The organism is Micromonospora sp. IBHARD003, from assembly GCF_056106285.1.
On record NZ_JBWBBX010000001.1, the window covers coordinates 512,827 to 539,069 of the forward strand.

Consider the following 26,243-nt stretch of genomic DNA (forward strand, 5'->3'; position numbering starts at 1 on the left):
ATCAGCTCTCCTCGGGGATCGGTTCGCGGATGCGGCCCTGCGCCGGTTCGCCGGCCCACTCCACACCGGTGATGCGCAGCTCACGGCCCGAGGTCAGCTCGGAGGCCGCCTGACCGCAGAGAGGGCAGCACAGCTGCGGCGGCATACCGACCGCCCACTCGTCCGCGCACCGCGCGCAGCGGGCCCGGCCGGGGGCGGACTCGGTGATCAGCTCGGCCCCCTCCAGGAGGGTGCCGGCGCAGGCCAGTTCGAAGCAGAAGCCGAGGGCGTCGGGGACCACTCCGGCCAGTTCGCCGACCTGGAGGCGTACGGTCCTGACGGCGGTGGCGCCACCGGAGCGCGCAGCCTCTTCCACCTGGTCGACGACGGCCAGTGCGAGAGACATCTCGTGCATCGGTCTCCGTCCTGGGCCGGGCAAACCTCGTCCGGCTCATTAGAGGACCGGCTCCCGGCGCCCGGCGGATCGGCGCGCCGCCGCCACCCGGTTGCGTCCGCCGTTCGGTGCAGCACACCGGACGGCGGACCGGGGGCGGGCCACCGCCGGACGGGCCGTCACATGTGGCGGATCCGCAGATAGCGCCTGAGGTCGGGGAGGATCGAGGCGAGGGCGGCCAACGCGGAGGCCGCGGCGGCGCCGCCGATGATGGTCTTCTTCCTGTTCCTGCTCACTGGTGTTCTCCTCGTGTCAGGGCCCCGAACCGGGGGTCAGGGCCTTGGGCCGGACCAGATCCATGACCATCCGCACCGCCTCCGGCACGGCGGCGGCCACCTGTGGGCTGAGCCCGATGCCCTCTTCGAGACATGCGGGTTCGCAGCCCACGACGACGATGTGCCGCGGCGGGGTGCCGTCCGTACCGGCGCAGAGTGTGTCGAGCAGCGCGAGTACGGCGTCGGGTGACATCCCGTGGCCGTCGAGGCTGCCGGCGGCGGGGGCCGCGAGGCCGCCGGGCGCGCCCGGCTCGATCAGATAGAGCGTGCCCGGCTCACCGCCGCGTGCGGTGGCGTCGACGAGGACGAGAGTGTCGTAGCCGTCGAGCAGGCGGTACGCGAGGTGGACGCCGCGGATTCCGATGTCGGCCACCTCGACATGAGCGGGCAGCGGATGCTCCGTCAGCAGGCGCACGGTCTCCACGCCGAAGCCGTCGTCGCCGAGGAAGATGTTGCCGACCCCCGCGACGAGGGTCCTGGCGCCGTGCTGCGCGGGGGCGTTCACGCATCCTCCAGGGGTTCGACCTCGTCGGGCTGGAAGTACAGGAAGCGGCCCTGCTCGCGGCGGATGTCGGCGCCGGGGTCGCCCTCGACGGTGACCGCCAGGTGCACACCGCCGTCCACGTCGTGCAGTACGGCTTCGACCTGCGCGGTGCGGCCCTGCACGAAGAGGTCCTGGGCGTCGGTGTGGCGCAGGCCCGGGCGCAGCACCACCCGGCTGCCCGCGCTCACCGCCCGCCCGCCGACCAGCACGTGGTCGTGCTCGGGGTCGACCCGCGTATCGCCGCCCGGGTCCCACCACGGTGTGTCGGGTCTGGCCACCGGGTCGTCGGGGGAAACACCGCCGGACGCCCCGCCGGTGACCTCGCGCAGGCTGCGCACCGCTCCGTGGAGGCGCTCCAGCACTTCGGGGGGCATGGTGTCGGCCAGGTCGATGACGGCCGCTGCCCGTTCGTCCGTGCCGCGGGCCTCGCGCTTCTCGTCGTCGGTGAGGGCGGCGGTGCGAAGGGCGAGGATCTCGTCGATCTCGGTGGCGTCGTACAGAGCCCCCGGGCTCTCCGGTGCGATGGCCGGATGGTCCTCGAGGATGATCGGTGACGAGAGCACCAGATCCCTGTGCCCGGTGTCGCCCGCGAGCACCGGCCAGGTGTGCAGATTGCGGCAGGCCGCCACCGCGCCGCGAGCCCACTCGGGCGGGTCGGTCATCGAGAGGAACGCGCCCGCGTCGAGGCACAGCAGCAGATGGCTGGCGACCAGTGAGTACGGCAGTGCCGCGTCGCGGTCGCCGCCGGGCTGCGGCATCCAGGGGCTGGTGTTCTCGACCACGGCGGTGAGCCGCAACGCCCGGTAGGGGCCGGCGAGTTCGGCGGTGGAGAGCCGCACGACGCCGCTGATCTCCTCGCGGCGGCGCACGAGCCGTCCCAGGGTGCGTCCGGCGCCGTCCCGTACCGGCTCCGTGTCCTCGCGCGCGGGCCGGGTGAAGGGGAAGGACACACCGTCACCGGCCAACTCGGACACGGGCACCGTCAGTTCGACGCGCTCCTCCACGCCCTCGTCCCAGGGAACAAGGACCCGGTCGTCGAGGTGCAACTCGCGTACGGCCTCCCATCCCCCGCCGGTACGGGACTGCTGCACGGTGCGCCGCTGTGTGTGCAGGAAGCGCACCTCGACCGCGAGGACGGCGCCGGGCTTCGGCTCCATGAGGCATTCGGTGTGCTGGAATTCGTGTTCCTCGCAGGCGGCACTCCACTCGGGCGGCACGAGCACGCCGAACTGCCACCGCAGCCGGTTCTTGGCCGCCGATGCCCGGTACGGGTAGAGCACGTAGCCCTCGAAGAGGACGGCGTCGGCCACCTGCCGTGCGGTGGCGAGCCTGGCTTCGGTCGCCGGCGGGAACGTGGCGGTCGTCATGGTGCGGTCCTCTCGCCTGCCCGGCCGTGCTCCCGGCCGCCGGTACCGTCGGCGCCGGCCGCACCCCCGGCCTCGTGGGCCTCGTCGAGGAGCGACCGCACGGTCGCCTCCCAGGACGGCAGCGCCCGCCGTGAGCGGTAGGCGAGCAGGGCGTCCATGCTGTCGCGGGACAGCTTGATCCAGCCGCAGCCGGGGAAGTGCTGTTCGATCATCTCGCGCCAGGTCTTCACCGGCATCCGGTAGGTGGCCTCCCGGTCCCAGGGCACCGGTTCGACGTGGAATCCGCCGGCGCCGGTGAAGGCGGTGCCGGAGAACAGCATGAGCAGCGGCACGTCTCCCTGGGACAAGGCCCGGAAGTAGCGGCTCGCGGCGATGTCCATGTCGTAGGTGCAGGGAACCACCAGGTCGGCTTCCGTCTCCCCGGTGAAGCCCTGAACCGTCACGGGGACCTGGGCGAACTGCACCGGGTGGAGGGTGCTCCCCCAGCGTGAGCGCTCGCCGAACAGATCGGTGAGCCCGCTCGCCTCCTCGGTGTCGTATCCGCGCCGGGCGGGCTCGATGCGCATCTGGCAGCGCAGGGCCATGGCGTGCACCCGGGTCCCGGGAGTGGCCGTGATGCGCAGCCGGAAGACGAGGGTCGGGCCCGCGGCGTAGGCGTCGGCGCGTACGCCGGTGCAGCTGAAGGTGAACTCCGTCGGTGGGGTCGGCTGGGACGACTGGGCCGGGCGAGCCGGTGAGGTCGGGTGAGCCGGCGGGGTCGAGTGGGTCGGCTGGGTCGAGTGGGTCGGCTGGGTCATGGACGGCTCCCCTGCAGGGCCTTGGCCTGCCGCCGTACGTGGGCGAAGAGGGCGTCGAGATCGGCCCTGGCCTCCGCCCCGCCGTCGAAGCCCTGCCAGCGCAGCCGCATCCGCCCCACCAGCTCGTAGCAGATGTCGATCGGTACGAGGAAGCACTCGGTGCGGCCCTCGGAGCGGCGCAGGAGCAGCGCCTCGACGTCGGCTTCGAGCAGGGCGGCGAGCCGGGTGCCGGCGAGGGCCGTCTGCCAGGACGCGGGTTCCAGTTCGCTCTCGGTCGCACCGGCGGGGCTCGGGTAGAGAGCGACGAGCCGGTCCAGTGCGGCGTTGCGGAAGAAGAAGGCGACGCCGACCGGGATCCGCAGCAGTTCCCAGGCGGTGTCGTCGATCCGGTGCCGCGGGTCGCTCAGGAAGCGTCCGGGCACGGCACGGAAGCGGCCGTTCGACGAGCCTGGGCGGGCGAGCAGTTGGGCACACGGTGTGCAGGCACAGGCCAGCGCCCTCTTCTCGGTGTCGACGAGGTGCCGGTGACGCTGGTCGTTCAGGGGCGTGCCGCACAGCTCGCACTCCTCCTCGCGCGGGGCGCGCGGTGTGACGAAGCGGCGCAGCCCCCTCGGTGCGGGTCCGGTGGGCGTCTGTCCGTGGTCCGGGGCGGGCCACCGCAGGGGCCCCGGACCTGGAGAGGACGGGCTCACCGCGCCGTGACCGAGGACCGGACTGCCGGGGTGGCACCCAGGGCTTCGGGCGGGCCCGTGCCGATCTGGAGGAGGGCCGGTTCGCGTGCGGCGGCCCGTTCCAGCTCCACGGCCGTCACTTCGGGCGCGAAGCAGGCCAGGGCCTCGACGGCGGCCTGCCGTGCGACCTCCTGGGTGCTGGGGCAGCCGCAGCCCGTCGAGCCGGTCACCCGCAGTCTCAGCACACCGGTGGTCTCGTCGAAACCGGCGGATTCGACGGAGTGCCGGACGCCGTGCAGGGCGCGGGCGATCCGGGTGGGGACGTCCTCGGGGTGCAGGTCGTGCAGGACGAGCAGCCCTGCGACCACTTCGTCGCCGAGCAGTTCCGTGAGCGGTCCGGTGCCGGACGCGCGGTCGGCCGGGCGGCCCAGCAGTTCGACGGTCCTGGCGATGCCGGCGCCGTAGAAGTCCATGAGGACCCGTACGAGTTCCTCGACGGCCGCGCATGCCCGCTCGTCGCCGGAGGAGGCCAGCCGGTCGAGGATCTCCTCGACCCGCCGGCCTGCCTCTTGCGCGGTGACCGGGCTCATCCGGCCAGACCGCTCAGTCCGGTGGGCACGTGCAGCGACTTCACCGTCCGGCCGCCGCCCACGTACATGTGGACTCCGCACGGCAGACAGGGGTCGAAGCTGCGGACGGCGCGCATGATGTCGATGCCCTTGAAGTTCTCCGGGGAGTTCTCCTCGAAGATGGGCGTGTTCTGCACGGCGTCCTCGTAGGGCCCGGGAGTGCCGTAGGTGTCGCGGGTGCTGGCGTTCCACGGGGTCGGCGGGTACGGGTGGTAGTTGGCGATCTTGCCGTCCCTGATGACCATGTGGTGGGAGAGGACACCGCGCACGGCCTCGGTGAAGCCGACTCCGATGGACTCGTCCGGGACGTCGAACTTCTCCCAGGTCTGGGTGCGGCCGGCGCGGACCTCCTCGAGGCCCTTCTCGGCGCAGTGCAGGGCGACGGCCGCCGCGTAGGCCTGGAAGTAGGTGCGGGCGCGGTTGCGCTCCAGCGCGTTGCTCCACTGCGGGATCTTCCACTCGAAGGTGGTCTCCGGCTTGGTGAGCGTGCGCGGCAGGTTGATGACGACGCTGTGCCCGGTCGCCTTGACGTAGCCGATGTCGACGAGGCCGGACAGGGCCGTGGACCACAGTCGGGCGATGGGGCCGCCGCCGGTGTCCAGCGGCAGGTGGTCCTTGCCGTCGAACCAGCGCGGGGACATCACCCAGCTGTACTTGTCGTCGAAGTCCCGCTTCTGCGGGGCGGGGATGGTGTGCTGGTTCCACGGGTGGCGGGGATCGACCGGGTTGCCGAGCGGGTCGTGGGTGACGAACTGCTCCTGGCCCTCCCAGTCCTCGTAGTACGAGCTGCCGAGCAGGATGCGGATGCCGAGGTTGATCTGGGTGAGGTCGTTGGTGACCAGTTTGCCGTCCACGACGACGCCCGGGGTGACGAACATCTTCCGTCCCCAGTCGGTCATGTTGGCGTAGGTGAAGTCGCAGTACTCGGGGTCGTTGAGCGCTCCCCAGCAGCCGAGCAGCACACGCCTGCGGCCGACCTCCTCGTAGCCCGGCATGGCCTCGTAGAAGAAGTCGAAGAGGTCGTCGTGCAGCGGGACGACGCGCTTCATGAACTCGACGTAGCGCATGAGGCGGGTCATGTAGTCCGTGAAGAGCTGGACGGACGCGACCGTGCCGACGCCGCCCGGGTAGAGCGTGGAGGGGTGCACATGGCGGCCCTCCATCAGGCAGAACATCTCCCGGGTGTAACGGCTCACCTGGAGGGCTTCGCGGTAGAACTCGCCCTCGAGGGGGTTGAGGGAGCGCATGATGTCGCCGATGGTGCGGTAGCCGTGCTCGGCGGCGTGCGGCGCCTCCGTGCGGTCGGCCTGGTCCATCACACCGGGGTTGGTCTCGCGGACCATCTTCTCGCAGTAGTCGACCCCGACCAGGTTCTCCTGGAAGATGTTGTGGTCGAACATGTACTCCGCGGTCTCGCCGAGGTTGATGACCCATTCACCGAGGTGAGGCGGCTTCACCCCGTAGGCCATGTTCTGGGTGTAGACCGAGCACGTGGCGTGGTTGTCACCGCAGATGCCGCAGATACGGCTGGTGATGAAGTGTGCGTCGCGGGGGTCCTTGCCCCGCATGAAGACGCTGTAGCCGCGGAAGACCGACGAGGTGCTGTAGCACTCCGCGACCCGCTTCTGCTTGAAGTCGATCTTGGTGTGGATGCCGAGACTGCCCACGATCCGGGTGATCGGATCCCAGGACATCTCGACCAGGCCGTCGCCGGCTCGCGTCTTCGTTGCCATCGTCTGTGCGGTGCCCTTCTTCGGTCTTCAAGCAGGTGGTGGGATGGTCGGTGTCCTCTGTGGCCCTGTCACCACGGCGGCCGGTAGCCGGTCGTGATCTTGTCTCCGGTGTGCCGCCACTTCGGCTCCTTGTCCACGGTCCTGGCCGTGATGTTGCGGAGCCTGCGGATCACCGCGCCGTATGCGCCGCTGGAGGTGGTGGAGACACGCGCTCCGGGCGGCTCGTCCATGAACGGCATGAACTTGTCGGGGAAGCCGGGCATGGTGCAGGCGATGCAGATGCCGCCGACGTTGGGGCAGCCGCCGATGCCGTTCATCCAGCCGCGCTTGGGCACGTTGCACTTGACCACGGGGCCCCAGCAGCCCAGCTTGACCAGGCACTTGGGCGAGTCGTACGAGTCCGCGAACTGGCCCTGCTCGTAGTAGCCGGCGCGGTCGCAGCCCTCGTGCACCGTGGCGCCGAACAGCCAGGTCGGGCGGAGCTTGTCGTCCAGCGGGATCATCGGCGCGGACCCGGCGGCCTGGTAGAGCAGATAGGTCAGGGTCTCCGCGAAGTTGTCGGGCTGGATCGGGCAGCCGGGGACGCACACGATCGGGATACCGGCCTTGGACGTCCAGTCCCAGCCCAGGTAGTCGGGCACACCCATGGCGCCGGTGGGGTTGCCGGCCATCGCGTGGATACCGCCGTAGGTGGCGCAGGTGCCGATCGCCACGACGGCCAGGGCCTTGGGGGCCAGCCGGTCGATCCACTCGCTGGTCGTGATGGGCTGGCCGGTCTCGGGGTTGTCACCGAATCCGCACCAGTAACCCTCCTGTTTGATCGACTCGTTGGGCACGGAACCCTCGATCACGAGCACGAACGGATCGATCTCGCCGCGTTCCCCCTTGAAGAACCACTCGATGAAGGTGTCCGCGCCCCCCACGGGCCCGCATTCGAAGTCGATCAGCGGCCAGTGGACCTGGATCTTCGGCAGGCCGGGCAGGGCGCCGAGCGCGATCTCCTCGATGCTGGGCTGCATGGCCGCGGTCAGGGCGACCGAGTCGCCGTCGCAGCTCAGTCCCGCGTTGATCCAGAGGATGTGGATCGGCTTCTCGTCCGTGCCCACCGCCGCGCCGGACGGGTCCGCGGCGTCGGCCGTGGTCGGCGTTGCTGCATCCATGAGGACGTCTCCCGGAGTGGTATGCGACAAAGGCCCGCTTTCAGGCCTTTGTCCTTGCTAACAGGCAGCCGGTTCCCCTGCCACCGCAGGGGGTTCCGAAGAAGTACGGGGAGGTTGCTCCTTCCGGGTGAACGCCCGGCGCAGTGCGTGGTACGGGGCGTGCGGGTCACGGAAGGTCCGCAGCATGCGGGCGAGTTCCTGTTCCCGGTAGACGGCGAGCGGCCGGGTCGCCTCCCGGCGCTCGCTCTCGGCCTTCTTGGCGGCGATCCGCGACGGCGTCGCCGGGAAGGGCGCAAGCCGGGCCGCCCGCGCGGCGACCTCGGTGCCGAATTCCTCCGGGGCACAGTCGACGACCTGGTCCACCAGGCCCATCCGCAACGCGGAGGCGGCGGTCACCGGTTCCGCCTTCCGGGTGAGGCGTTCGGCTGTCGCCGCCCCCACTTTGCGGGGCAGTGTGTACGTCCAGTACTCCGAGCCGTACAGCCCCATCAGCCGGTAGTGCGGGTTGAGTACCGCGCCCGCCCGGCACCAGACCTCGTCGGCGGCCAGCGCGAGCATGACCCCGCCGGCCGCTGCGTTGCCGCCGAGCGCGGCCACCACCAGCCGGTCGTTCGTGGTCAGAACGGCCTCCACCAGGTCGTTCATGGCGTTGATATTGGCCCAGGACTCGGCCGCGGGGTCGTCGGAGGCCTCGATGACATGGAGGTGGATGCCGTTGGAGAAGAAGTCCCGGCCGCCGCCCAGCACCAGCACCGAAGTGGGCCGGGAGCAGGCCGTGCGGTACGCGTCCAGCAGCCGCCGGCAGTGGGCCGTGCTCATCGCCCCACCGGGGAAGGAGAACGAGAGGAAGCCGACCGGGCCCTCCTCCCGGTAGCGGATGTCGCTCCAGGTCCGCCCTCGCCCGTCCGGCCGCAGTGGCGGGGGGAGTTCCGGCAGTCGCGGGAGCCTGTCCGCCAGGGCGAGGGTCGCGGGCAGTTTGAGGACGGCCGGCCGGCCCGGGCGGCGCCGGGGGCGCAGTTCGGGAATCCACACCGCTCCGTCGGCCGTGGCCCGGCAGATGGCTCCGGCACGGGTGGCGAGCAGCTCCCCGGGGCGGCCGTGCAGCCCGTCCTCGGGGTGGCCACCGTGAAGGAACCATTCGCCACCGAGCAGCTCGTCGAGCACGCCCGGTTGCGAGTCGGCGGCGCGCAGGGTGCGGACAACCGTCGCGGTGGAGTCGTCCGCCCAGGAGATCCGGCGCAGCTCCTGGCGGAAGTACGGCCGGGTCCGCACGGCGTCCGACATGGCCGTCTGCGGCAGCGGAGTGTAGCCGCCGGACGCGAAGCGCTCCACGGCCAGCAGCACGGCGGTGAGCGCGGCGTCGGAGACCTCGCCCCGGTACAGGTCGCTCTTGGCGACGGGCGGAACGGCGAAGTCCGCCGTGGCCCAGATATCGCCCGCGTCCATCTCCTCGCCGGCCTGCAGGACCGTGACACCCCATCTGACGGCGCCCTCGCGGATCGCCCAGTCGAGTGAAGACGGCCCCCGGTCGCCGGCCGGGCCCGGATGCACGACCAGGCAGGTCCGGACCGCCCATACCTCCCGGGGAAGGGCGGTCTTCAGCATCGGCGCCACGACCAGGTCGGGATCGTGCCGCCGCACCGCGTCGCACACGGCCTCGCCGTTGCCGGTGGTCTCCAAGGCGACTCCGTGGCCACGGTCCCGCAGCTCGGCGTGGACCCGCTGGGTGAGGCTGTTGTAGGCGCTGGCGACGAGCAGGATGTGCATGGCGGCCTTCCAGCGGCTCCGGCGGCTCCTGGTCCCGGCCGGCGGGGAGCCGACCGCCTGCGATCGTCCGACACCTCGGTCCGGCTCCGGCGGTACGAAGCCGTGGGGGTCACTCGAAAGCGGCCGTCACCGGGACCGATCGGCGGCGCCGCGAAGCCGGGAGCCCACGGCCCTCGGGGACTCAGAACGCGGTGTACCGCTCCGGCATGGGAAGTTCGACACCGTCGAACTCGAGCGTGCATCCCGGTTTGACCCGCACCAGATGCGGTTGGTGCACCCGCACCCGGAAGCTGCGGACAGGTGTGTCGGGGAGCTCGCCCGTGAGCACCGTCGTTCCCGTGCCGTGCTCCCGCCGGTACGCGATGACTTTCCCGTCCACCAGCAGCTCGATGCCACCGTTCCTACCGGGGCCCACGTTCACGGTGATCGAGTGACTGCCCCGGTCGACGTGGAAGTGGTGGTTGCGCGACATGCCGCACCTCCGCAGTCCGGCCGGCCTCCAGGCCCGGTCCGGCCGGAGTCCAGCCTAAGACCGCGGCAACCGGTGCGCAGCGGCAGTGACCGGCGCCGACGATCCCCCCGGGGGGCGGGAACTGTATGTGGTGGGCGTGTGTCTATGGTGTGGAGAGCTTCCGAGGCCCGCAGCACCCCGCGCGGGCCCGGCCTGCGAGGGGCGGGGCGGGATGAAGGCATGGTCGGTCCCCGGGTACACGGAGACCAGAGAACTAGGTGCAGGTGCCAGCGGTCGCGTGGTCCTCGCCGTCCACGACGCGACGGGCATCCCGGTCGCCGTCAAGTATCTCGGCGACCGGCTGCGCCAGGACACGACCTTCGTACGGGAGTTCCGTTCGGAGGCGCAGCTGCTCGGGGGGCTGGACTCGCCGCACGTCGTAGGGCTCTACGAGTACGTCGAGGCACCCGAGGGTGCGGCCATCGTGATGGAGCTGGTCGACGGCGTCGCCCTGGGCACGCTCCTGGCCAGGGAAGGGCGCACCGATCCGGAGCCCGCGCTGGTGGTGCTGAAGGGCTCACTGCTGGGACTCGCGGCGGCCCACCGCGCCGGTGTGGTGCACCGGGACTACAAACCCGCGAACGTCCTCGTGGCCGCCGACGGTTCGTCCAAGCTGGTCGACTTCGGCATCGCCACGGGCCGGGGCACGACAGCCGGTGTGGCCGGCACTCCCGCGTACATGGCGCCCGAGCAGTGGAGCGGCGAGCCCGCCTCACCCGCGGCCGACGTCTATGCGGCGACGGCGACCTTCTTCGAGTGCGTGACCGGCCGCAAGCCGTACGCGGGGCAGAACTTCGCCGAGCTGGCGCTGCAGCACACCAGTGCCCCGATCCCGGAGGAGGAGGTGCCGGAAGCGATCCGTCCGCTGATCCGGCACGGGCTGGCGAAGACTCCGCAGGAGCGGCCCGCGGACGCCGAGGTGTTCGTGGCGGAGCTGGAGCGGATCGCGGTCGGCGCCTACGGCCCTGACTGGGAGGAGCGGGGACAGCGGAAACTGGCCGCGCTCGCCGCGCTGCTGCCCCTGCTGTTCCCGTCGGCGGGCGCCCCGCCCGCGCAGACCGCGGCGGTGGCGACGACGACGCTGGAGGAGCCCGCCAGCCGGCTCCGCGACCTGTGGCCCGGAGGACAGGGGCTCATCGCCGGCGGACTCGCCCTGGTGCTGGGACTGGTCCTGGTCCTCGCCGCGCGGGCCGACGGTGAGGAGGGAACGGGACGTACGACGGCGCAGGCGGTGGCCACCACCAGCGCCGTGCCGGGCACCACGCCCGCCGGGGCACCACCGTCGGACGGGGCGACGGCGAGCCCCACGGTCTCCGGCTCCCCGTCACCTTCGGCGAGCACTGCGGACCCGACGTCCTCGGACTCCCCGGGGCCGTCCGGCGGACCGTCGTCGCCTGCCGTATCGGACTCCCCGGTCGTTTCGGACCCGCCGGACGTGTCCGTCCCTCCGGTCACATCGGATCCGCCGGTGACTTCCGACCCGCCGCCTCCGACGAAGCCCGCGCCGACGGGCGTCGTCTCGGTCTCGGTCGGCTCGCTGCGGCAGACGGGGGTGGTGACCGCGCAGGCGACCGTGGACGTCGTCACGGACGGGACGGGCCCCGTGACCATCACCGTGGACTGGGCCACGAGCGACGGAAAGGGCACCCCCGGCTCTCCTGACGGCAGCCCCGTCACCTTCCGCCGGGAAGGAGCCACCCGGTATTCCCTCACGGTCGACCACGCCTTCCGCGGCAACGGCTGCTACTGGATCGCCCGGGCAGGGACGTCACCCGCGGCGGGCAACGGCAGTTCCGAGCAGCGGATCCTGATCAGGCGGTGTGTGATCACATGAGCGAGCCGCGCGACACGTCCACCGGGACCCCGGAGCCGGACGACGACTACAGCGCCACGATGCTGGCCAGCCACTGGGTCGAGAGACCGGCGGAGGAGGACGAGACCCTCCTCGAACGGGCCGAGGACATCACCGCCCCTGAGGGTGCCGAGGACATCACCGTCCTCACCCAGCCGGACGACGCCACCGTCCCCGAACGGGCCATGGACGCCACCGTCCCGGAAGGTCCCGTGGACATCACCGTCCTCACCCAGCCGGACGACGCCACCGTCCCCGAACGGGCCGAGGACATCACCCTCCTCGCCCAGCCGGACGACGCCACCGTGCCCGAGCCGACCGAGCGCATGGCGGTCCCCGACCGGACCGAGGGCACGGTGCTCCGCTTCGGCCCGGGAGTGACGGCCAACGACCACGCCCGTTTCGAACGGGAACGGCGGAACGACACCGCCACCGTCTGGCACGGCACGCTCCCCGGCGTGGCGCTCGCGCCGCCGGAGCGCACCGAGTCCCGGTTCGCGGGCCTGCGCCGCTACACCCTCGCCGCCGTCATCCTGGTCGCCGTGCTCTGCTACCTCGGCTGGGAGCGGTACGGGAGCGGTGTCGCGGTGAGGGACCTGTCGGTGCACACCGCAGACCGCGGCCCCGGCTGCGACGGCACCGCGGAGATCACCGCGCTGGTGGAGACCAACGGGCGGCCCGGCACCGTGACCTACCGCTGGGTGCGCAACGACGGGACGGCGTCGGAGGAGCTGACCGAGCGCGTCGCCCGCGGACAGCGCCGGGCGAGGATGGAACTGCAGTGGACGTTCCATGGCGAGGGCGCCTTCGACGCCCGCGCCGAACTGCAGATCATCTCGCCGGAGCGGCGTACCGCGGCGGCCCGTTTCGGCTACCGCTGCCCCTGACGATCCGGCCCGCAGCCCCGGTCCCCGTGCGCGGGGAGCCGGGGCTCCCGGCCCCCGGCGGGCTGCACCTGGCGCTCCCGTATGGCCCCATAGGGCTCAGCGGTGCTACAAAGACACCGTGATCAGGCGCTTCGACCGACTCCGGGGCGTGTCGGTTCGGCCACTGATCCAAAAACGCCCCTTGAGCGTCGCCGGGCAGGTCTTCGTCCTCCAGGTGGCGGTCGTGGTCCTGCTTGTGCTCGGGGCCATCCTGGCGCTCGTCCTGCAGTCCCAGCACGACACCGACCGCGAGGCACGAAACCGCTCGATCGCCGTGGCGGAGACCTTCGCGCACTCCCCTGGCCTGCAGGCCACGCTGAAACTTCCCGATCCGTCCCGGGTGCTCCAGCCGATCACCGAGGAGACCCGCAAGGCGGCGGGCGTCGACTTCATCGTGGTGATGGACACCAAGGGCATCCGCTACACGCATCCGTTGCCGGAGCGGATCGGGCACCGGTTCGTCGGCACCATCGAGCCCTCGCTGCGGGGCGAGGTCCTCCTCGAGAGCGTCCACGGCCCGCTCGGCCACGAAGTGCAGGCGGTGGTCCCCGTGACCGCCCGCGACGGCTCGGTGGTGGCTCTGGTCTCCGCGGGCCTCAAGGTCAAGAACGTGACCGGTGCGGTGAACCGGCAGCTTCCCGTGATCCTCGGTGCCGGAGCGGCCGGTCTGGCCCTCGCCACGGCCGGCACCGCGCTGACCACCCGACGGCTCAAACGCCAGACCCACGGCCTCGGGCCGGCCGAGATGACCCGTATGTACGAACACCACGACGCCGTGCTGCACGCCGTGCGCGAAGGCGTCGTCATCGTCAGCGGCGACGGCCGGCTCCTGCTGGCGAACGACGAGGCCAAGCGGCTGCTCGACCTCGGCCCCGAGTGCGAGGGGGAGCCTGCCGCGGAGCTGCCGGGTCTCGATCCCGCGACCGCCGAGCTACTGGGTTCGGGACGCGCGGCCACCGACGAGGTGCACTCGGCCGGGGAACGGCTGCTGGTGGTCAACCAGAGGCCCACAGACGGGCCGGGCGGCCCGCTGGGCACGGTCGCGACCATCCGCGACTCCACGGAGCTCCAGGCGCTGACGGGCCGCGCGGAGGTGGCGCGCAAGCGCCTCCAGCTGCTCTACGACGCCGGGGTCGGGATCGGGACCACGCTGGACGTCACCCGCACCGCCGAGGAACTGGCCAATGTCGCGGTTCCCCGGTTCGCGGACTTCGTGACCGTCGATCTGGCCGACCCGGTGCTCGACGGCGAGGAGCCGAACGGCGCCGGCGCGCAGATGCGCCGCACGGCCGTCAGCGGCATACGCGACGACCATCCGCTCTACGAGCTGGGCACCCTGATCGCCTTCCTCCCGTCCACTCCGCAGGCCCGCGGGCTCGGCACCGGGCTGGCCGAGCTCGTGCCCGTGCTGTCGGAGGCACCGGGCTGGCTGGCCCAGGAGCCGGACCGGACGCACGCCGTCGTCTCGTACGGGATCCACTCGCTGATCACGGTGCCGCTGCAGGCCCGCGGTGTCGTCCTGGGTGTGGCCAACTTCTGGCGCTCGGAGAAGCCCGGACCGTTCGAGGAGGAGGATCTGTCGCTGGCGGAGGAGCTGGTCGCCCGGGCCGCGGTGTCGGTCGACAACGCCCGCCGCTACACGCGTGAGCACGCGCTGGCCGTGACCCTGCAGCGCAGCCTGCTGCCCCGCGCCCTGCCCGAGCAGAGCGCGGTCGAGGTGGCGCACCGCTATCTGCCGGCCCAGTCCGGGGTCGGCGGCGACTGGTTCGACGTGATTCCGCTGCCCGGCAGCCGGGTCGCCCTGGTGGTCGGCGATGTGGTCGGCCACGGGCTGCACGCCGCCGCGACGATGGGACGTCTGCGCACCGCGGTGCACAACTTCTCCACCCTCGATCTGCCCCCGGACGAGCTGCTCGGCCATCTCGACGATCTGGTGGGACGCATCGACCAGGACGAGCCGGGCGGGGAGGGCAGCCCGTCGATGACGGGCGCGACCTGCCTCTACGCGGTCTACGATCCCGTCTCGCGCACCTGCACCATGGCCAGGGCCGGGCATCCGCTGCCCGCGCTGGTCCACCCGGACGGCAGGGTCGAGTTCCCGGAGCTTCCCGCCGGGCCGCCGCTCGGTCTCGGCGGCATGCCGTTCGAGTCCGCGGAGCTCACGCTCGAGGAGGACAGCCGGCTGGTCTTCTACACGGACGGCCTGATCGAGGACCGTACTCGGGACATCGACGTCGGCATCGAACTGCTGCGGCAGGCCCTCTCGCGCGCCGACCGCACCCCCGAGGAGACCTGCCAGGACGTGCTGGACGCCCTGCTGCCGGCCCGTGCGAAGGACGATGTGGCCCTGCTCATCGCCCGTACCCGGCACCTCGGTCCCGACCGGGTCGCCGAGTGGGAGGTGCCGTCGGATCCAAGCGCCGTCGCCGGGATGCGGGCGAAGGCCGTCAGCACCCTGGACGACTGGGGACTGTGCGATCTGGCCTTCGGTACCGAGCTGATCCTCAGCGAGCTGCTCACCAACGCGATCCGCTACGGCACGGGCCCGATCCGGGTCCGGCTGCTCCACGACCAGACCCTGACCTGCGAGGTGGCCGACGGCAGCAGCACCTCACCGCATCTGCGATACGCCGCCACGACCGACGAGGGCGGCCGTGGGCTGTTCCTGGTGGCCCAGCTCGCCCAGCGCTGGGGAACGCGCTACACCCACGGCGGAAAGATCATCTGGGCGGAGCTGCCTCTGCACGGGACCGCGTCCCCCGGAGCCGGTCCTTCCCTGCTCGGCTTCACGAACGGCGAGCTGCTCTGAGGCCCGGGGGCCTTCCCGTCGCTCCGGCCCATCCGCCTCCCCTCCGCCTCCCGTGCTCAGCCGTCCCGCTGCGGCGGTTCGGGCACCACGTGCTCGCCCGGCGTCGCGAACTCCTCGACGGCGTCCGCACCGACCACCGCTCCCGTCGACTTCCGCCCGCGCCGCAGCCGCCGCTCAAGGCGCGCCGCGCACGTGGTCAGAGCGATGTTCAGCACGATGAAGACGACGGCGACGACGGTGAAGCTGGCGATCGTGTTGGCGCCGTAGTTGGCGCTCATCGGGCGGACCGACGACAGCAGCTCGGAGAAGCCGAGCAGCGCCCCGCCGAGGGCGGTGTCCTTCACGATGACCACCATCTGGCTGACGATCGCCGGCAGCATGGCCGTCACCGACTGCGGCAGCAGCACGTACCGCATCGTCTGGCCCTTGCGCATACCGATCGCCTTGGCCGCGTCCGTCTGGCCCCTGGGCAGGGACAGAATGCCCGCCCGCACGACCTCGGCGAGGACCGAGGCGTTGTAGAGCACCAGCCCGGTCACCACGGCGTACAGCGGACGGTCGTCGGGACTGATGCCGGTGAACTCGGCGTACGCCGCGTTGGCGAACAGCATCAGGATCAGCACCGGGATGGCGCGGAAGAACTCCACGACCGTGCCGGCGACGCCCCTGACCCACCGGTGGTCGGAGAGCCGGGCGATACCGAAGACCGCACCGAGCGGCAGCGCGATCACCAGGGCGAGGGCCGAGCCGATCAGGGTGTACTTCAGTCCGGGCAGGATGTACGTCGTCCAGATGCGCGGGTCGGTGAAGAACGGCGCCCACTTGGACCACTCCAGCTGGTTCTTCTCGGCGAGGCTCGCCACGACCCACCAGCCCAGGGCTGCGAGCGCGACCAGGAAGACGGCCGTGTAAACGGCGTTGCGCCGCCGGGCGCGCGGCCCCGGTACGTCGTACAGGACGGAGGTCATCGCCGGACCGCCACCTTCCTCGCCACCCAGCCGAGCAACAGGCCCATGGGCAGGGTGAGGCAGATGAAGCCGACCGCGAAGATGGCGGAGATCAGGATGAGCTGGGCCTCGTTCTCGATCATCTCCCGCATCAGCAGCGCGGCCTCGGCGACGCCGATCGCGGCGGCCACCGTGGTGTTCTTCGTCAGGGCGATCAGGACGTTCGCCAGCGGCCCGACGACCGACCGGAAGGCCTGCGGGAGCACGATGAGGCCGAGCACCTGAGGGAAGCTCAGGCCCAGGGCGCGCGCCGCCTCCACCTGGCCGACGGGCACCGTGTTGATGCCGGACCGCAGGGCCTCGCAGACGAACGCGGCGGTGTAGGCGGTGAGCCCGAGGACGGCGAGACGGAAGTTGATCCCCTCGAAGGTGCCCGCGCCGAGGGTGACGCCCAGCGTCTGGAAGAGGCCGAGCGAGGTGAAGACGATGATGACCGTCAGAGGGATGTTGCGCACGATGTTCACGTACGCGGTGCCGAAGCCGCGCATCAGCGGGACGGGGCTGACGCGCATGGCGGCCAGGACCGTCCCCCACACCAGGGAGCCGACGGCGGAGAACACCGTGAGCCGGATCGTGGCCCAGAAGGCGCCCAGCAGGTCGTATCCCTCGAGGAAGTCGAACACGGTTCTCCCGCCTAACGCGTGTCGTGGAGGGCGACGCGCACCGCGTGCGGCGGGGCGGCGCGCCGGCCGTCGTGCGGTCAGCCGACGATGACGCCGATCTTCGGCGGGGGCTCGTTCCGGTAGCCGGACGGGCCGAAGTTCTTCTTGACGTAGGCGTCCCAGGAGCCGTCGGCGACCATCTTCTCCAGGGCGGCATTGATCTTGTTCTTGAGTTCGCTGCCCTTCTGGACCCCGATGCCGTAGTTCTCGTTGCTCAGCTTGAAGCCGCCGAGCTTGAACTTCCCCTTGAACTGGTCCTGCGCGGCGTAGCCGGCGAGGATCGCGTCATCGGTGGTCAGTGCGTCGACGGCCTTGTTCTCGAGGCCGGTCAGGCATTCCGAGTAGCCGCCGTACTCCTGGAGCTGGGCCTTCGGGGCGAGTTTCGTCTTGACGTTCTGGGCGGAGGTCGAGCCGGTGACCGAGCAGAGTTTCTTGTTGTTCAGATCGGCGGGCTTGGTGATGGAGTCGTCGTCCGCGCGGACGAGCACGTCCTGGTGCGCCAGCAGATACGGTCCGGCGAAGTCGACCTTCTTCCTGCGCTCGTCGTTGATGGAGTACGAGGCCGCGATGAAGTCCACGTCGCCCCGCTGGAGCAGCGTCTCGCGGTCGGCGCTCTTGGCTTCCTTCCACTCGATCCGGGCCGGGTCGTAGCCCAGTTCCTTGGCCACATAGGTCGCCACATCGACGTCGAAGCCGGTGTACTTGCCGTCCGGGGTCTTCAGTCCGATGCCGGGCTGGTCGTACTTGATACCGACGGTGATCTTGTCCTTGCCGTCCCCGGCCGAACCGCCGCCGCCGTCGCCGCAGGCGGTGGCGGTCAGGGGCAGGACGAGCACGGCGGCCGCCGCGGTGACCTTGCGAAGCTTCATGGTGATCATCCCTGGTGATTGCGGGGCGGCGCGGGATCCACCGCGCTCAGTGGTGCAGGATCTTCGACAGGAAGTCCTTGGCCCGGGCGCTGCGCGGGTTGGTGAAGAACTCGTCGGGCGTGGTCTCCTCCACGATCCGCCCGTCCGCCATGAAGACCACGCGGTTGGCGGCCGAACGGGCGAAGCCCATCTCATGGGTGACGACGACCATCGTCATGCCGTCGCTCGCGAGCTGCCGCATGACCTCCAGCACCTCGTTGATCATTTCCGGGTCGAGCGCCGAGGTCGGCTCGTCGAAGAGCATGACCTTCGGGTCCATCGCCAACGCCCGGGCGATGGCGACACGTTGCTGCTGGCCGCCGGACAGCTGCGCGGGGTACTTGTCCGCCTGGGCGGCGACGCCCACCCGGTTCAGCAGCGAGCGAGCACGTTCCTCCGCGGCTCCCTTCTCCTTCTTGCGGACCTTCAGCTGCCCCAGCGTGACGTTCTGCAGCACGGTCTTGTGGGCGAAGAGGTTGAAGGACTGGAACACCATGCCGACGTCGGCACGCAGCCGTGCCAGCTCCTTGCCCTCGGCGGGGAGCGGCTTCCCGTCGATGACGATCTCGCCCGAGTCGATGGTCTCCAGCCGGTTGATGGCGCGGCAGAGGGTGGACTTGCCCGACCCGGACGGCCCGATGACGACGACCACCTCGCCCCGGTGGACCGTGAGGTCGATGTCCCGCAGCACATGGAGTGCGCCGAAGTGCTTGTTGACCTTGTTCAGCTCGACCAGGGCGCTGCCCGCAACCGGCACGGCATGGTGCTTGCTCACTGTCGCTCCGCTCCTCGGCTTCATGCTCCGTCCTTGCCGGGCCTGCCGCACGCCGGAGGCAGCCGGGAGCCGGGAGCCGGTCTCCCCGGGCCGTGGCCGCGGCTATCCGCCGGGATCCGGGGCGCCGGTCAGCCCCTGTTCCGTCCAGATGGTCTTGCCCGTTCCGGTCAGCCGCGTTCCCCAGCGGCTGCTGAGGTGGGCGACCATGTCCAGCCCCCGGCCGCCTTCGTCGTCGTCCGCGGCGTGCCGCAGATGGGGGGCCGCCGTGCTGGTGTCGGAGACCTCGCAGATGAGCGTGGAGTCACGGATCAGGCGGAGCCCGACGTCCCCCGAGGAGTAGCGGACGGCGTTGGTGACGAGCTCGGTGGCGATGAGCTCGGTACTGAAGCCCAGCTCTTCCAGCTCCCACTCGGCGAGCAGCCGGCGGACCAGGCGCCGGGCGGCCGCCGCGCTGGCCGGTTCGCCCGGCAGGGCCCAGGTGCCGATGCAGTCCGCGCCGAAGACGCGGGTGCGGGCCATCAGGAGGAGGGCGTCGTCTTCGGGCGCTTCGGGGAGCAGCGTGGCCACGAGCGAGTCACACAGGTCCTGCAGAGGAGCGGCGGGCCGGTTCAGGACGGCGCGGTAGCGGGCCAGTGAGTCGCTCGGCCGCCCCTGGTGGAGCCCCTGGTTCCGCACGGTGACGACACTGCCCTCGGGGAGTTCGACGGCGGTGTTGGTGTACTCGCCCACGCCTCTGCCCAGGACCGGCCCGTCGGGACAGTCGACGATCTGGACGCTTCCGTCCGGGCGCGCGAGGACGGGCGCGGGGTGGCCGGCCCGGGCGAGGGAGCAGATCCCGCTGGCGGGGTCGTACACCACATAGATGCAGGAGGCCGTGAGGAAGGGCTCGTCGGGCCCCTGGGCGGGCAGCTCGCCGCCGAGTCGCACCGTCACGTCCTGAAGGCGCGCGAGGACTTCGGCGGGCTCCAGGTCCATCGCGGCGAAGGCACCTACGGCCGTGCGCAGCCGGCCCATCGTCGTCACGGCGCGCATGCCCCGTCCGGCCACGTCGCCGGCCACGAGCGCCACCCGTGCTCCGGAGAGCGGGAGGACGTCGTACCAGGCGCCGCTGGAGGCCACCGGCAGATAGGTGTACGCGGTCTCCACCGCGGTGTGGGCGGGCAGCAGGAAGGGCACCAGGGTGCGCTGGGTGAGCCGGGCCAGCGTGTGCTCGCGGGTGTAGCGGCGGGCGTTGTCCACACAGACGGCGGCCCGGGCGACCAGGGTGCGCGCGAGGTCGAGGTCGGCTTCGTCGAAGGAACCCGAGCCCCGTGTGCGGTAGAAGGCCGCCATGCCGAGTACGACGCCCCGGGCCGTGAGCGGGACCGCCATCAGGGAGTGAGCGCCCGCCTCCCGCAGCACTGCGGCCCATCCCGGGTCGCGTGCCAGCCAGGCGTCGTCGGTCCCGAGCTCTCGCGCCAGCCGGGGCCGCAGATCGCTCAGGGCCTGGGCGAAGGGGGTGCCGTAGTGCATGACCCGGACGTCTCCGACCTTGAAGGGGCTCATCCCGGCGATGGGGCCGGCGCACCGGAGGCCCGCCCTGCGGACGGTGAGGTGGTCCGTGAGCGGGCCGGGCGCGGGTGCGTCGCCGTGCAGGACGGAATCGAGGATGTCGACGACGACGGCGTCGGCCAGCTCGGGTGCGGCGGCGTCGGCGAGTTCCTGGGCCGTGCGGAAGACGTCCAGGGTGGTGCCGATGGTCTCACCGGCCCGGTAGAGCAGGTCGAGTCGCCGCTCGGCCTTGTCCCGCTCGGTGATGTCGACGGCGGTCGTGGCGACCCCGAGGGGCCGCCCGCCGGGATCGTGGAGGCGGAAGGCGGAGACGGAGAGCAGCCGCTGCTCGCCGCCGAGGCTCGGGAGGCTCACCCGGCAGCGCAGGTCGCTGAACGGCTCGCCGGTCGCGAGCACCCGGCGCACCGCCTCCTCGGTCCCGGCGTCGATGACTCCCAGCTCGCGCCAGGTGCGGCCCAGCACCTGATCCGCGTCGAGGCCGCGGACTCCCGGCGCCGCGGAGTTGAACCGCACGATGCGCAGCTCGCGGTCCATCACGTGCAGCCCGATGGGGGGCTGGGTGAAGAGCGCCTCGAGCACTGCCACATCGAAGTCGGGATCCATGCCGTACGGGCCTCCTTTGTCGTACGGCGGCTTTGCACACCTTGCCCTCCATTCACCCGCGCCGGACGGGCCGGCGCACCCCGGCTCCGGACCAACCGGGTGATGCGCCCGGAACCGGCCGTCGCCGGGCACCGGCAGTAGCCGCCGCGCACACGCTCGGCGACGACACGGACACGGTGTGCGCCCGGGTTGGCGGCTTCGGCATGCGGAGAGCCGCGTGGCGCACCGACCACTCCGGCCACATCGCCCGCCTACTGACGCCCCTTCCCCTTCTGCCGCCCCCGCAATGCCACGGCGGCCGGCGGCGCACCAGCGCCTTCGGTCCACGCGCGGGGGCGCGGAGGCGCGACGCGCATCCTTCTGGCCGAAAACACTCGGTGCCGCCCTCGGCCACCTTGTCTGGACCACTGGCACATGTAAGCGTTTACCCTCCGCGCCTGCTTGATCCCGCCTCGCACGGAGAGGCATTGACGCACTCTGCCGAACCTCGGCCACCTGCGCTTTTTCGTCAACTTTCACCAGAGGCGCACATAAAGCACACGGAGCCTCCACTATGTGACCGATAGGGCACGACGGCTCAGCGCTCGGGGAGGGCGCCGTCGTCGTGCCGGGGGGGTTACGGGGAGGGATCTCACCGCATGCAGCGGACCCGCACCAAGCGGACTCTACGCACGGCCACGCTCACCGCAGGGGCGCTCGGCCTGCCGGCGGCTCCGGTCCAGGCCGCCGACGGGACATCACCTACCGATCTGCGGGTGCCTGTCGTGTCCGACGGCGGCCCCGCCACGGCGGCCATCGCGGCCGGACCGGAGGGCGCCGGCAGACCGGGCGGCGCAGCTGCCCCCGTCACGGCACCCGCGCCGGACGTCCCGTGTCCACCGGAGCCAAACGCCCGGTAGCTCCCAGCACCGCTGAGTTTTCCCGCCCGGATCGCACCGGACCCGTCGGCCCCCCGTGAGACAGCGGGTTCACAGGCCGACGGCGCCCGGGATCCGGCGCTCGCCCTCCGCACCACTTTTCTTCTTTCTGCCGTGGAGCTCATCCATGCACGTTCAGCACCGCGCGCCGCGCCCGGGCGCGGCGCGCGTCACCCTGCTCACCGAAGGCACCTACCCGCACAGTCACGGCGGAGTGAGTGTCTGGTGCGACCAGCTCGTCGGGGGTATGCCCGACATCGACTTCGACGTGATCGCGGTGACCGGCACCGGCCGGGAGCCGCTGGTCTGGGACCTGCCTCCTCATGTGTCCGAGCCCGTGTCCATCCCCATGTGGGGGCCGGCGCCCACGGGTTCACCTGCGCGCGGCCGCCGCGAGCGGCGGCTGATGGCCGCCTACGAGAGCTTCCTCACCGCCCTGCTGGACCCGTCCGCCGAGGACGGATTCGGGCCCGCGCTGTACGAGTTGGCGCACGCCGCCCGTGACGGGCAGCTGGGCCCCGCACTGCGCGGTGACCGCGCTCTGCGGATCCTGACCGGGGTGTGGAACCGGCCGGGCCTGACCGTACGCGAGGCCCGGCCCACCCTGCACGACGCCGTCACCGCCACCGGACTGCTGGAGCACGCGCTGCGCCCGCTCACCGCGCGTCCCCCGGAACACGGTGTGGCACACGCGGTGAGCGGGGGCGTCGCCGTGCTCCCGGGGCTCGCCGCCCGGGAGTTGCACGGTGTGCCCCTGCTGCTGACGGAGCACGGGGTGTATCTGCGGGAGCGCTATCTGGGCTACCGGACCGCGCCGTACCGCTGGCCCGTCAAGGCGGTGCTGCTGGGCTTCTTCCGGCTGCTGGCCGAGGAGACCTACCGCCAGGCCGCCCTGATCACCCCCGGCAACCGCTACAACCGGCTGTGGGAGGAGGAGGGCGGCGCCGATCCGGGGCTCATACGCACGGTCTACAACGGCGTCGACCCGGCGGCCTTCCCGCCCGCGGGTCCCGAGCCACAGGGTCCGACCCTGAGCTGGGCGGGCCGGGTCGACCCGATCAAGGACCTGGAGACCCTGATCAGGGCATTCGCCCAGGTCCGCGGTGTCCTTCCGGACGCCACCCTGAGGCTCTTCGGTGGTACTCCGCGCGGTGGCGAGGCCTACCGCGAGCGTTGCGAGGCGCTGGCCGCATCGCTGGGGCACGGTGACGCGGTCACCTTCGAAGGCCGGGTCGACGACATACGGGACGCCTACGCGGCGGGCAATGTGGTGATGCTGTCCAGCATCAGCGAGGGCTTCCCCTTCACCCTCATCGAGGCCATGTCGTGCGGCAGGGCCACCGTCTCCACCGATGTGGGCGGAGTACGGGAAGCGGTGGGCGAGGCCGGCCTCGTCGTACCGCCGCGCGACCCGGGGGCCATGGCCGAGGCGGCACTGGAGCTGCTGGCGGATCCGGCGCGACGGGCGGCCATGGGGGAGGCGGCCCGGCTGAGGGTCATCGAGCAGTTCACGCTCCGTCAGACCATCGACACCTTCCGGGCCATCTACCTGGAGCTGTCGGTGCGCGGCTCGTTCCAGCTCGCCGATCCCTGGAGCACGGACCTCGACAGCGGGGCGATGCTGAGGAGCGTGGCCGGATGAGCGGCCCCCTGTCCCTCGAACCGGACGGCGGCCGGGACGACACGCTCGCACTCCGCCTGGCCGCCCCGCCCCCCGACACCACGCTCGCGCTACGGGTGCCGAGGGCGCCCGACGACCCGGTGGACATGCTGGCGGCCCGGATGGCCGACCGGATAGGTCCCGCCGTGCACGCCTACGAGGTGGCGGCCGTCCTGGAGTCGGAGGGGCTGACCGCGCAGCAGATCAGGGAGCGGTACGGCCATCCGAGTCTGTTCTCGCTCGCGGGAGACCTCTACGGGCGGGTGCCGCGCAGCTTCCCGGAACCGCCGCCGGGTCCCGATCCCTGGGCGCCCGACCATGTCCGGTGCGCCCTGCGTGGCGCCCTGTTCGCCCTGCCGGGGCTGGCGTATGTGCTGACGGGTCGGCTGTGGCACGGCGAGCGGGGGGTGTACGCGCTGGTCGCGGCCGGGCTGCTGTCCTGGGCGTGGGGGCAGGCACTCAGCCACCGTGCGTACCTCCGGCTGGGATGGGGACGGCAGGAGGCGGGAAGGACGCTGCTCCACGGTGCCCCGGCCGGTGCCCTGATCGCTTCGGCGGCGGCACTGGCCGTGGCGGGGCGCGGTCCGGCGGCGTTGTTCGCCGCGGGCCAGTCGCTGTATCTCGCGGCGGCCGGGGTGCTGCTCGTGTGCGGGAAGGAACGGCTGCTGCTGCTCACGCTCACTCCGCTGATCGCCGGCTCCGCGGTACTGCCGTGGTGGGATCCGGGGCCGGTGGCGCGGGTCGGACTGCCGTCGCTGACCGTGCTGTTGTCGGTCGTCGTCGCGGGGCACGCCGTGCGGGGCATGCTCAGCGACGGGCCCGCCACCGGGGGCGGCGAACGGCCGCGGCTGGCCGCATCGCTTCCGTACGGGCTGTTCGGACTGTCCGCCGGCGCGCTGGTGATGCTCGTGGGTCAGCGCAGCCCCTTCGCCGTCATCGCACTGACGGTGAGCATGGGACCCGCGGAATGGCTGCTGTACCGCTATCGGGGGCTGTCGCTGGCGGCGCTGAGGGCGACGGCGGACGAAACCGCCTTCCGGCTGCGGTCGGCGGGAACGCTCGCGCTCTGTCTCGGCGGCTATCTCCTCCCGCTCGTGCCCGCGGCACTGCTGACGGGTGCCCCACCGGGGCCGCTCCTCGCCGTCGCGGCCCTGTTGTGGACCGCGCTGCTGCTGCAGGCTTTCGGCATCGCGTGGATTCCCGCGGCGGTCACGCTCACGGCGGCGTCCGGCGCGGTCCTCGCGACGGTCGAGGCACGACCACCTGATGCCACCGTCCTGCTGCTGTGCTGCGCCACCGCGGCGGGAGTCCTCACCGCCGCCGCCCTGTGGCAGCTGGGACGGCCCACCGCACACGCCTGACCCCCAACGGATCCCGGGCGGGCGGTCACGCACCGACCGCGGCCACTACCCACCGCACGGAAGCGATCACCGAGAGCGTCCGGACCCGAGAGAACACCCGCCGCCGGCGCCACACCGCACACCGGCCGCGCACCAGAACGGAAAGAGCACCACGACCCAACGCACAACGACAACACGACCCCACGACCCCACGACGACACGACTCAACGCACCACGAACTACCCAGCACTCACGGCACATCCGGTCAGACACCGGAACCGCTGCCGACAGCGACACCCGGGAAAGGACCCACGTTGACCTCCGCACCTCTCGCCGCCGTCACCGGAGCCGAGGGCTTCATCGGCTCGCATCTCACCGAGACCCTCGTGGCCTCGGGCTACCGCGTCCGCGCCATGGCCCAGTACAACTCCTTCTCCTCCTACGGCTGGCTGGAGACCCTGCCGTCCGAGGTGCTCGACCAGGTGGAGATCGTCCTCGGCGACGTCCGCGACCCCGGCTCGGTCCGCGCCCTCGTCCAGGGCGCCGACGCGGTCTACCACCTGGCCGCGCTCATCGCGATCCCGTACTCGTACCAGGCACCCCACAGTTATGTGGACACCAATGTCACCGGGACGCTCAATGTGCTGGAGGCGGTGCGTGCCCTGGACATCCCCCGCTTGGTGCACACCTCCACGAGCGAGACCTACGGGACCGCGCAGACCGTGCCGATCACCGAGGACCACCCCATCAACACCCAGTCCCCGTACGCCGCGTCAAAGGCCGGCGGAGACAGGCTCGCGGACAGCTACCACGCGAGTTTCGGCACTCCCGTGGTCACTCTGCGTCCCTTCAACACCTTCGGCCCCCGGCAGTCCATGCGGGCCGTGATCCCCACCGTCATCGGCCAGGTCGCCGCCGGAGCGCGCACCATCACCCTCGGAGATCTGCGCCCCACCCGGGACTTCACGTTCGTCAAGGACACCGCGCGGGCCTTCCTGGCCGTGGGCACCGCCCCGGCCGACGCGGTCGTGGGCCGCACCTTCAACGCGGGCACGGGCGGTGAGATCTCGGTCGGGGACCTGGTGCGCCTCATCGGAAAGGTGATGGAAACCGACCTCGACGTGCAGGAGGACGAGCAGCGCATCCGTCCCGCGGCATCCGAGGTCATGCGCCTGGTCGCCGACGCCTCCCGGCTGCGCGCGGCCACCGGCTGGGAGCCGGACCACGACCTGGAGCAGGGCCTCCTGAAGACCGTCGAGTTCTTCCGCGACCCCGCCAACCTCGCCCGCTACAAGACCGACATCTACAACATCTGAGCCGGACGGACCATCCCGCATGTTCCTTCC

The 26,243-nt window shown here is 71.6% G+C and carries 22 protein-coding genes; 6 read left to right on the forward strand and 16 right to left on the reverse strand.

The annotated features are described in order from the left end of the window. Window position 1 precedes the first annotated feature (1 nt). The 11 genes from hypA to ACTWOL_RS02150 all read right to left on the reverse strand — a co-directional run bounded on the left by hypA (window position 2) and on the right by ACTWOL_RS02150 (window position 9,848). Window positions 2-394, reverse strand: coding sequence for a hydrogenase maturation nickel metallochaperone HypA (hypA, locus tag ACTWOL_RS02100; protein ID WP_474293679.1), 393 nt, complete (start codon window positions 392-394; stop codon window positions 2-4). A gap of 158 nt (window positions 395-552) precedes the next feature. Then, window positions 553-669, reverse strand: a complete 117-nt coding sequence (locus ACTWOL_RS02105; RefSeq protein ID WP_474293681.1) for a DUF6893 family small protein — start codon at window positions 667-669, stop codon at window positions 553-555. A gap of 16 nt (window positions 670-685) precedes the next feature. Next, entirely contained in the window at window positions 686-1,213 is a 528-nt protein-coding gene (locus ACTWOL_RS02110; protein WP_474293682.1) for a hydrogenase maturation protease, read from the reverse strand. Beyond that, entirely contained in the window at window positions 1,210-2,619 is a 1,410-nt protein-coding gene (locus ACTWOL_RS02115) for a hypothetical protein (RefSeq protein ID WP_474293684.1), read from the reverse strand. The genes ACTWOL_RS02110 and ACTWOL_RS02115 overlap by 4 nt, the downstream gene beginning before the upstream one ends. Further along, window positions 2,616-3,416, reverse strand: coding sequence for a DUF6084 family protein (locus ACTWOL_RS02120; RefSeq protein ID WP_474293686.1), 801 nt, complete (start codon window positions 3,414-3,416; stop codon window positions 2,616-2,618). Before ACTWOL_RS02120 ends, ACTWOL_RS02115 begins: the two co-directional genes overlap by 4 nt. After that, window positions 3,413-4,108 (reverse strand): DUF5947 family protein, encoded by a 696-nt coding sequence (locus ACTWOL_RS02125; protein WP_474293687.1) that lies wholly within the window; start codon window positions 4,106-4,108, stop codon window positions 3,413-3,415. Before ACTWOL_RS02125 ends, ACTWOL_RS02120 begins: the two co-directional genes overlap by 4 nt. Then, window positions 4,105-4,677 (reverse strand): hypothetical protein, encoded by a 573-nt coding sequence (locus tag ACTWOL_RS02130; protein WP_474293689.1) that lies wholly within the window; start codon window positions 4,675-4,677, stop codon window positions 4,105-4,107. The genes ACTWOL_RS02125 and ACTWOL_RS02130 overlap by 4 nt, the downstream gene beginning before the upstream one ends. Then, entirely contained in the window at window positions 4,674-6,449 is a 1,776-nt protein-coding gene (locus ACTWOL_RS02135) for a nickel-dependent hydrogenase large subunit (RefSeq protein ID WP_474293691.1), read from the reverse strand. The genes ACTWOL_RS02130 and ACTWOL_RS02135 overlap by 4 nt, the downstream gene beginning before the upstream one ends. Window positions 6,450-6,517: 68 nt before the next feature. Further along, window positions 6,518-7,609, reverse strand: a complete 1,092-nt coding sequence (locus tag ACTWOL_RS02140; protein WP_474293693.1) for an NADH-quinone oxidoreductase subunit B family protein — start codon at window positions 7,607-7,609, stop codon at window positions 6,518-6,520. A gap of 57 nt (window positions 7,610-7,666) precedes the next feature. Further along, complete coding sequence (locus ACTWOL_RS02145; RefSeq protein WP_474293695.1) at window positions 7,667-9,376, reverse strand: hydrogenase maturation protein; 1,710 nt, start codon at window positions 9,374-9,376, stop codon at window positions 7,667-7,669. Window positions 9,377-9,557: 181 nt separating this feature from the next. After that, the gene (locus tag ACTWOL_RS02150; protein WP_474293697.1) at window positions 9,558-9,848 is read right to left on the reverse strand and encodes a hypothetical protein; all 291 of its coding nucleotides are present in this window, start codon (window positions 9,846-9,848) and stop codon (window positions 9,558-9,560) included. 211 nt (window positions 9,849-10,059) lie between these two features. On the opposite strand from ACTWOL_RS02150, the gene ACTWOL_RS02155 reads away from it, so the two are divergent. The 3 genes from ACTWOL_RS02155 to ACTWOL_RS02165 all read left to right on the forward strand — a co-directional run bounded on the left by ACTWOL_RS02155 (window position 10,060) and on the right by ACTWOL_RS02165 (window position 15,474). Beyond that, the gene (locus tag ACTWOL_RS02155) at window positions 10,060-11,721 is read left to right on the forward strand and encodes a serine/threonine-protein kinase (RefSeq protein WP_474293699.1); all 1,662 of its coding nucleotides are present in this window, start codon (window positions 10,060-10,062) and stop codon (window positions 11,719-11,721) included. Then, window positions 11,718-12,626, forward strand: a complete 909-nt coding sequence (locus ACTWOL_RS02160; RefSeq protein ID WP_474293701.1) for a hypothetical protein — start codon at window positions 11,718-11,720, stop codon at window positions 12,624-12,626. Before ACTWOL_RS02155 ends, ACTWOL_RS02160 begins: the two co-directional genes overlap by 4 nt. A gap of 181 nt (window positions 12,627-12,807) precedes the next feature. Beyond that, window positions 12,808-15,474, forward strand: coding sequence for a SpoIIE family protein phosphatase (locus ACTWOL_RS02165; protein WP_474293703.1), 2,667 nt, complete (start codon window positions 12,808-12,810; stop codon window positions 15,472-15,474). A gap of 56 nt (window positions 15,475-15,530) precedes the next feature. Here the strand turns inward: ACTWOL_RS02165 and ACTWOL_RS02170 are convergent, their stop codons facing one another. The 5 genes from ACTWOL_RS02170 to ACTWOL_RS02190 form a co-directional block, all read right to left on the reverse strand. Further along, on the reverse strand, window positions 15,531-16,442 hold the full coding sequence (locus ACTWOL_RS02170; protein ID WP_474293705.1) for an amino acid ABC transporter permease: 912 nt from the start codon (window positions 16,440-16,442) through the stop codon (window positions 15,531-15,533). Next, a complete protein-coding gene (locus ACTWOL_RS02175; protein WP_474293706.1) occupies window positions 16,439-17,104 on the reverse strand; it encodes an amino acid ABC transporter permease in 666 nt (221 codons plus the stop codon). Before ACTWOL_RS02175 ends, ACTWOL_RS02170 begins: the two co-directional genes overlap by 4 nt. A 77-nt stretch (window positions 17,105-17,181) precedes the next feature. Continuing rightward, entirely contained in the window at window positions 17,182-18,012 is an 831-nt protein-coding gene (locus ACTWOL_RS02180; RefSeq protein ID WP_474293708.1) for a glutamate ABC transporter substrate-binding protein, read from the reverse strand. Window positions 18,013-18,058: 46 nt separating this feature from the next. Beyond that, on the reverse strand, window positions 18,059-18,787 hold the full coding sequence (locus tag ACTWOL_RS02185; RefSeq protein ID WP_474301075.1) for an amino acid ABC transporter ATP-binding protein: 729 nt from the start codon (window positions 18,785-18,787) through the stop codon (window positions 18,059-18,061). A gap of 141 nt (window positions 18,788-18,928) precedes the next feature. After that, a complete protein-coding gene (locus ACTWOL_RS02190; RefSeq protein WP_474293709.1) occupies window positions 18,929-20,980 on the reverse strand; it encodes a SpoIIE family protein phosphatase in 2,052 nt (683 codons plus the stop codon). A gap of 1,044 nt (window positions 20,981-22,024) precedes the next feature. Between ACTWOL_RS02190 and pelF the strand changes: the two genes are divergently transcribed. From pelF to ACTWOL_RS02205, 3 genes are all read left to right on the forward strand, one after another. Then, entirely contained in the window at window positions 22,025-23,539 is a 1,515-nt protein-coding gene (gene pelF, locus ACTWOL_RS02195; RefSeq protein WP_474293711.1) for a GT4 family glycosyltransferase PelF, read from the forward strand. Beyond that, complete coding sequence (locus ACTWOL_RS02200; protein WP_474293713.1) at window positions 23,536-24,918, forward strand: hypothetical protein; 1,383 nt, start codon at window positions 23,536-23,538, stop codon at window positions 24,916-24,918. Before pelF ends, ACTWOL_RS02200 begins: the two co-directional genes overlap by 4 nt. A 293-nt stretch (window positions 24,919-25,211) precedes the next feature. Then, entirely contained in the window at window positions 25,212-26,213 is a 1,002-nt protein-coding gene (locus ACTWOL_RS02205; RefSeq protein WP_474293715.1) for an SDR family NAD(P)-dependent oxidoreductase, read from the forward strand. The last annotated feature ends 30 nt before the right edge of the window (window positions 26,214-26,243 follow it).

Excerpts from the sequence above, each read along its gene's own strand:
- ACTWOL_RS02135 (WP_474293691.1), bottom strand. The coding sequence starts at position 6,449 with ATGGCAACGAAGACGCGAGCCGGCGACGGCCTGGTCGAGATGTCCTGG.
- pelF (WP_474293711.1), top strand. The coding sequence starts at position 22,025 with ATGCACGTTCAGCACCGCGCGCCGCGCCCGGGCGCGGCGCGCGTCACC.
- ACTWOL_RS02130 (WP_474293689.1), bottom strand. The coding sequence starts at position 4,677 with ATGAGCCCGGTCACCGCGCAAGAGGCAGGCCGGCGGGTCGAGGAGATC.
- ACTWOL_RS02140 (WP_474293693.1), bottom strand. The coding sequence starts at position 7,609 with ATGGATGCAGCAACGCCGACCACGGCCGACGCCGCGGACCCGTCCGGC.
- ACTWOL_RS02155 (WP_474293699.1), top strand. The coding sequence starts at position 10,060 with ATGAAGGCATGGTCGGTCCCCGGGTACACGGAGACCAGAGAACTAGGT.
- ACTWOL_RS02150 (WP_474293697.1), bottom strand. The coding sequence starts at position 9,848 with ATGTCGCGCAACCACCACTTCCACGTCGACCGGGGCAGTCACTCGATC.
- ACTWOL_RS02180 (WP_474293708.1), bottom strand. The coding sequence starts at position 18,012 with ATGAAGCTTCGCAAGGTCACCGCGGCGGCCGCCGTGCTCGTCCTGCCC.
- ACTWOL_RS02115 (WP_474293684.1), bottom strand. The coding sequence starts at position 2,619 with ATGACGACCGCCACGTTCCCGCCGGCGACCGAAGCCAGGCTCGCCACC.
- ACTWOL_RS02145 (WP_474293695.1), bottom strand. The coding sequence starts at position 9,376 with ATGCACATCCTGCTCGTCGCCAGCGCCTACAACAGCCTCACCCAGCGG.
- ACTWOL_RS02120 (WP_474293686.1), bottom strand. The coding sequence starts at position 3,416 with ATGACCCAGCCGACCCACTCGACCCAGCCGACCCACTCGACCCCGCCG.
- ACTWOL_RS02160 (WP_474293701.1), top strand. The coding sequence starts at position 11,718 with ATGAGCGAGCCGCGCGACACGTCCACCGGGACCCCGGAGCCGGACGAC.
- ACTWOL_RS02170 (WP_474293705.1), bottom strand. The coding sequence starts at position 16,442 with ATGACCTCCGTCCTGTACGACGTACCGGGGCCGCGCGCCCGGCGGCGC.
- ACTWOL_RS02200 (WP_474293713.1), top strand. The coding sequence starts at position 23,536 with ATGAGCGGCCCCCTGTCCCTCGAACCGGACGGCGGCCGGGACGACACG.
- hypA (WP_474293679.1), bottom strand. The coding sequence starts at position 394 with ATGCACGAGATGTCTCTCGCACTGGCCGTCGTCGACCAGGTGGAAGAG.
- ACTWOL_RS02190 (WP_474293709.1), bottom strand. The coding sequence starts at position 20,980 with ATGGATCCCGACTTCGATGTGGCAGTGCTCGAGGCGCTCTTCACCCAG.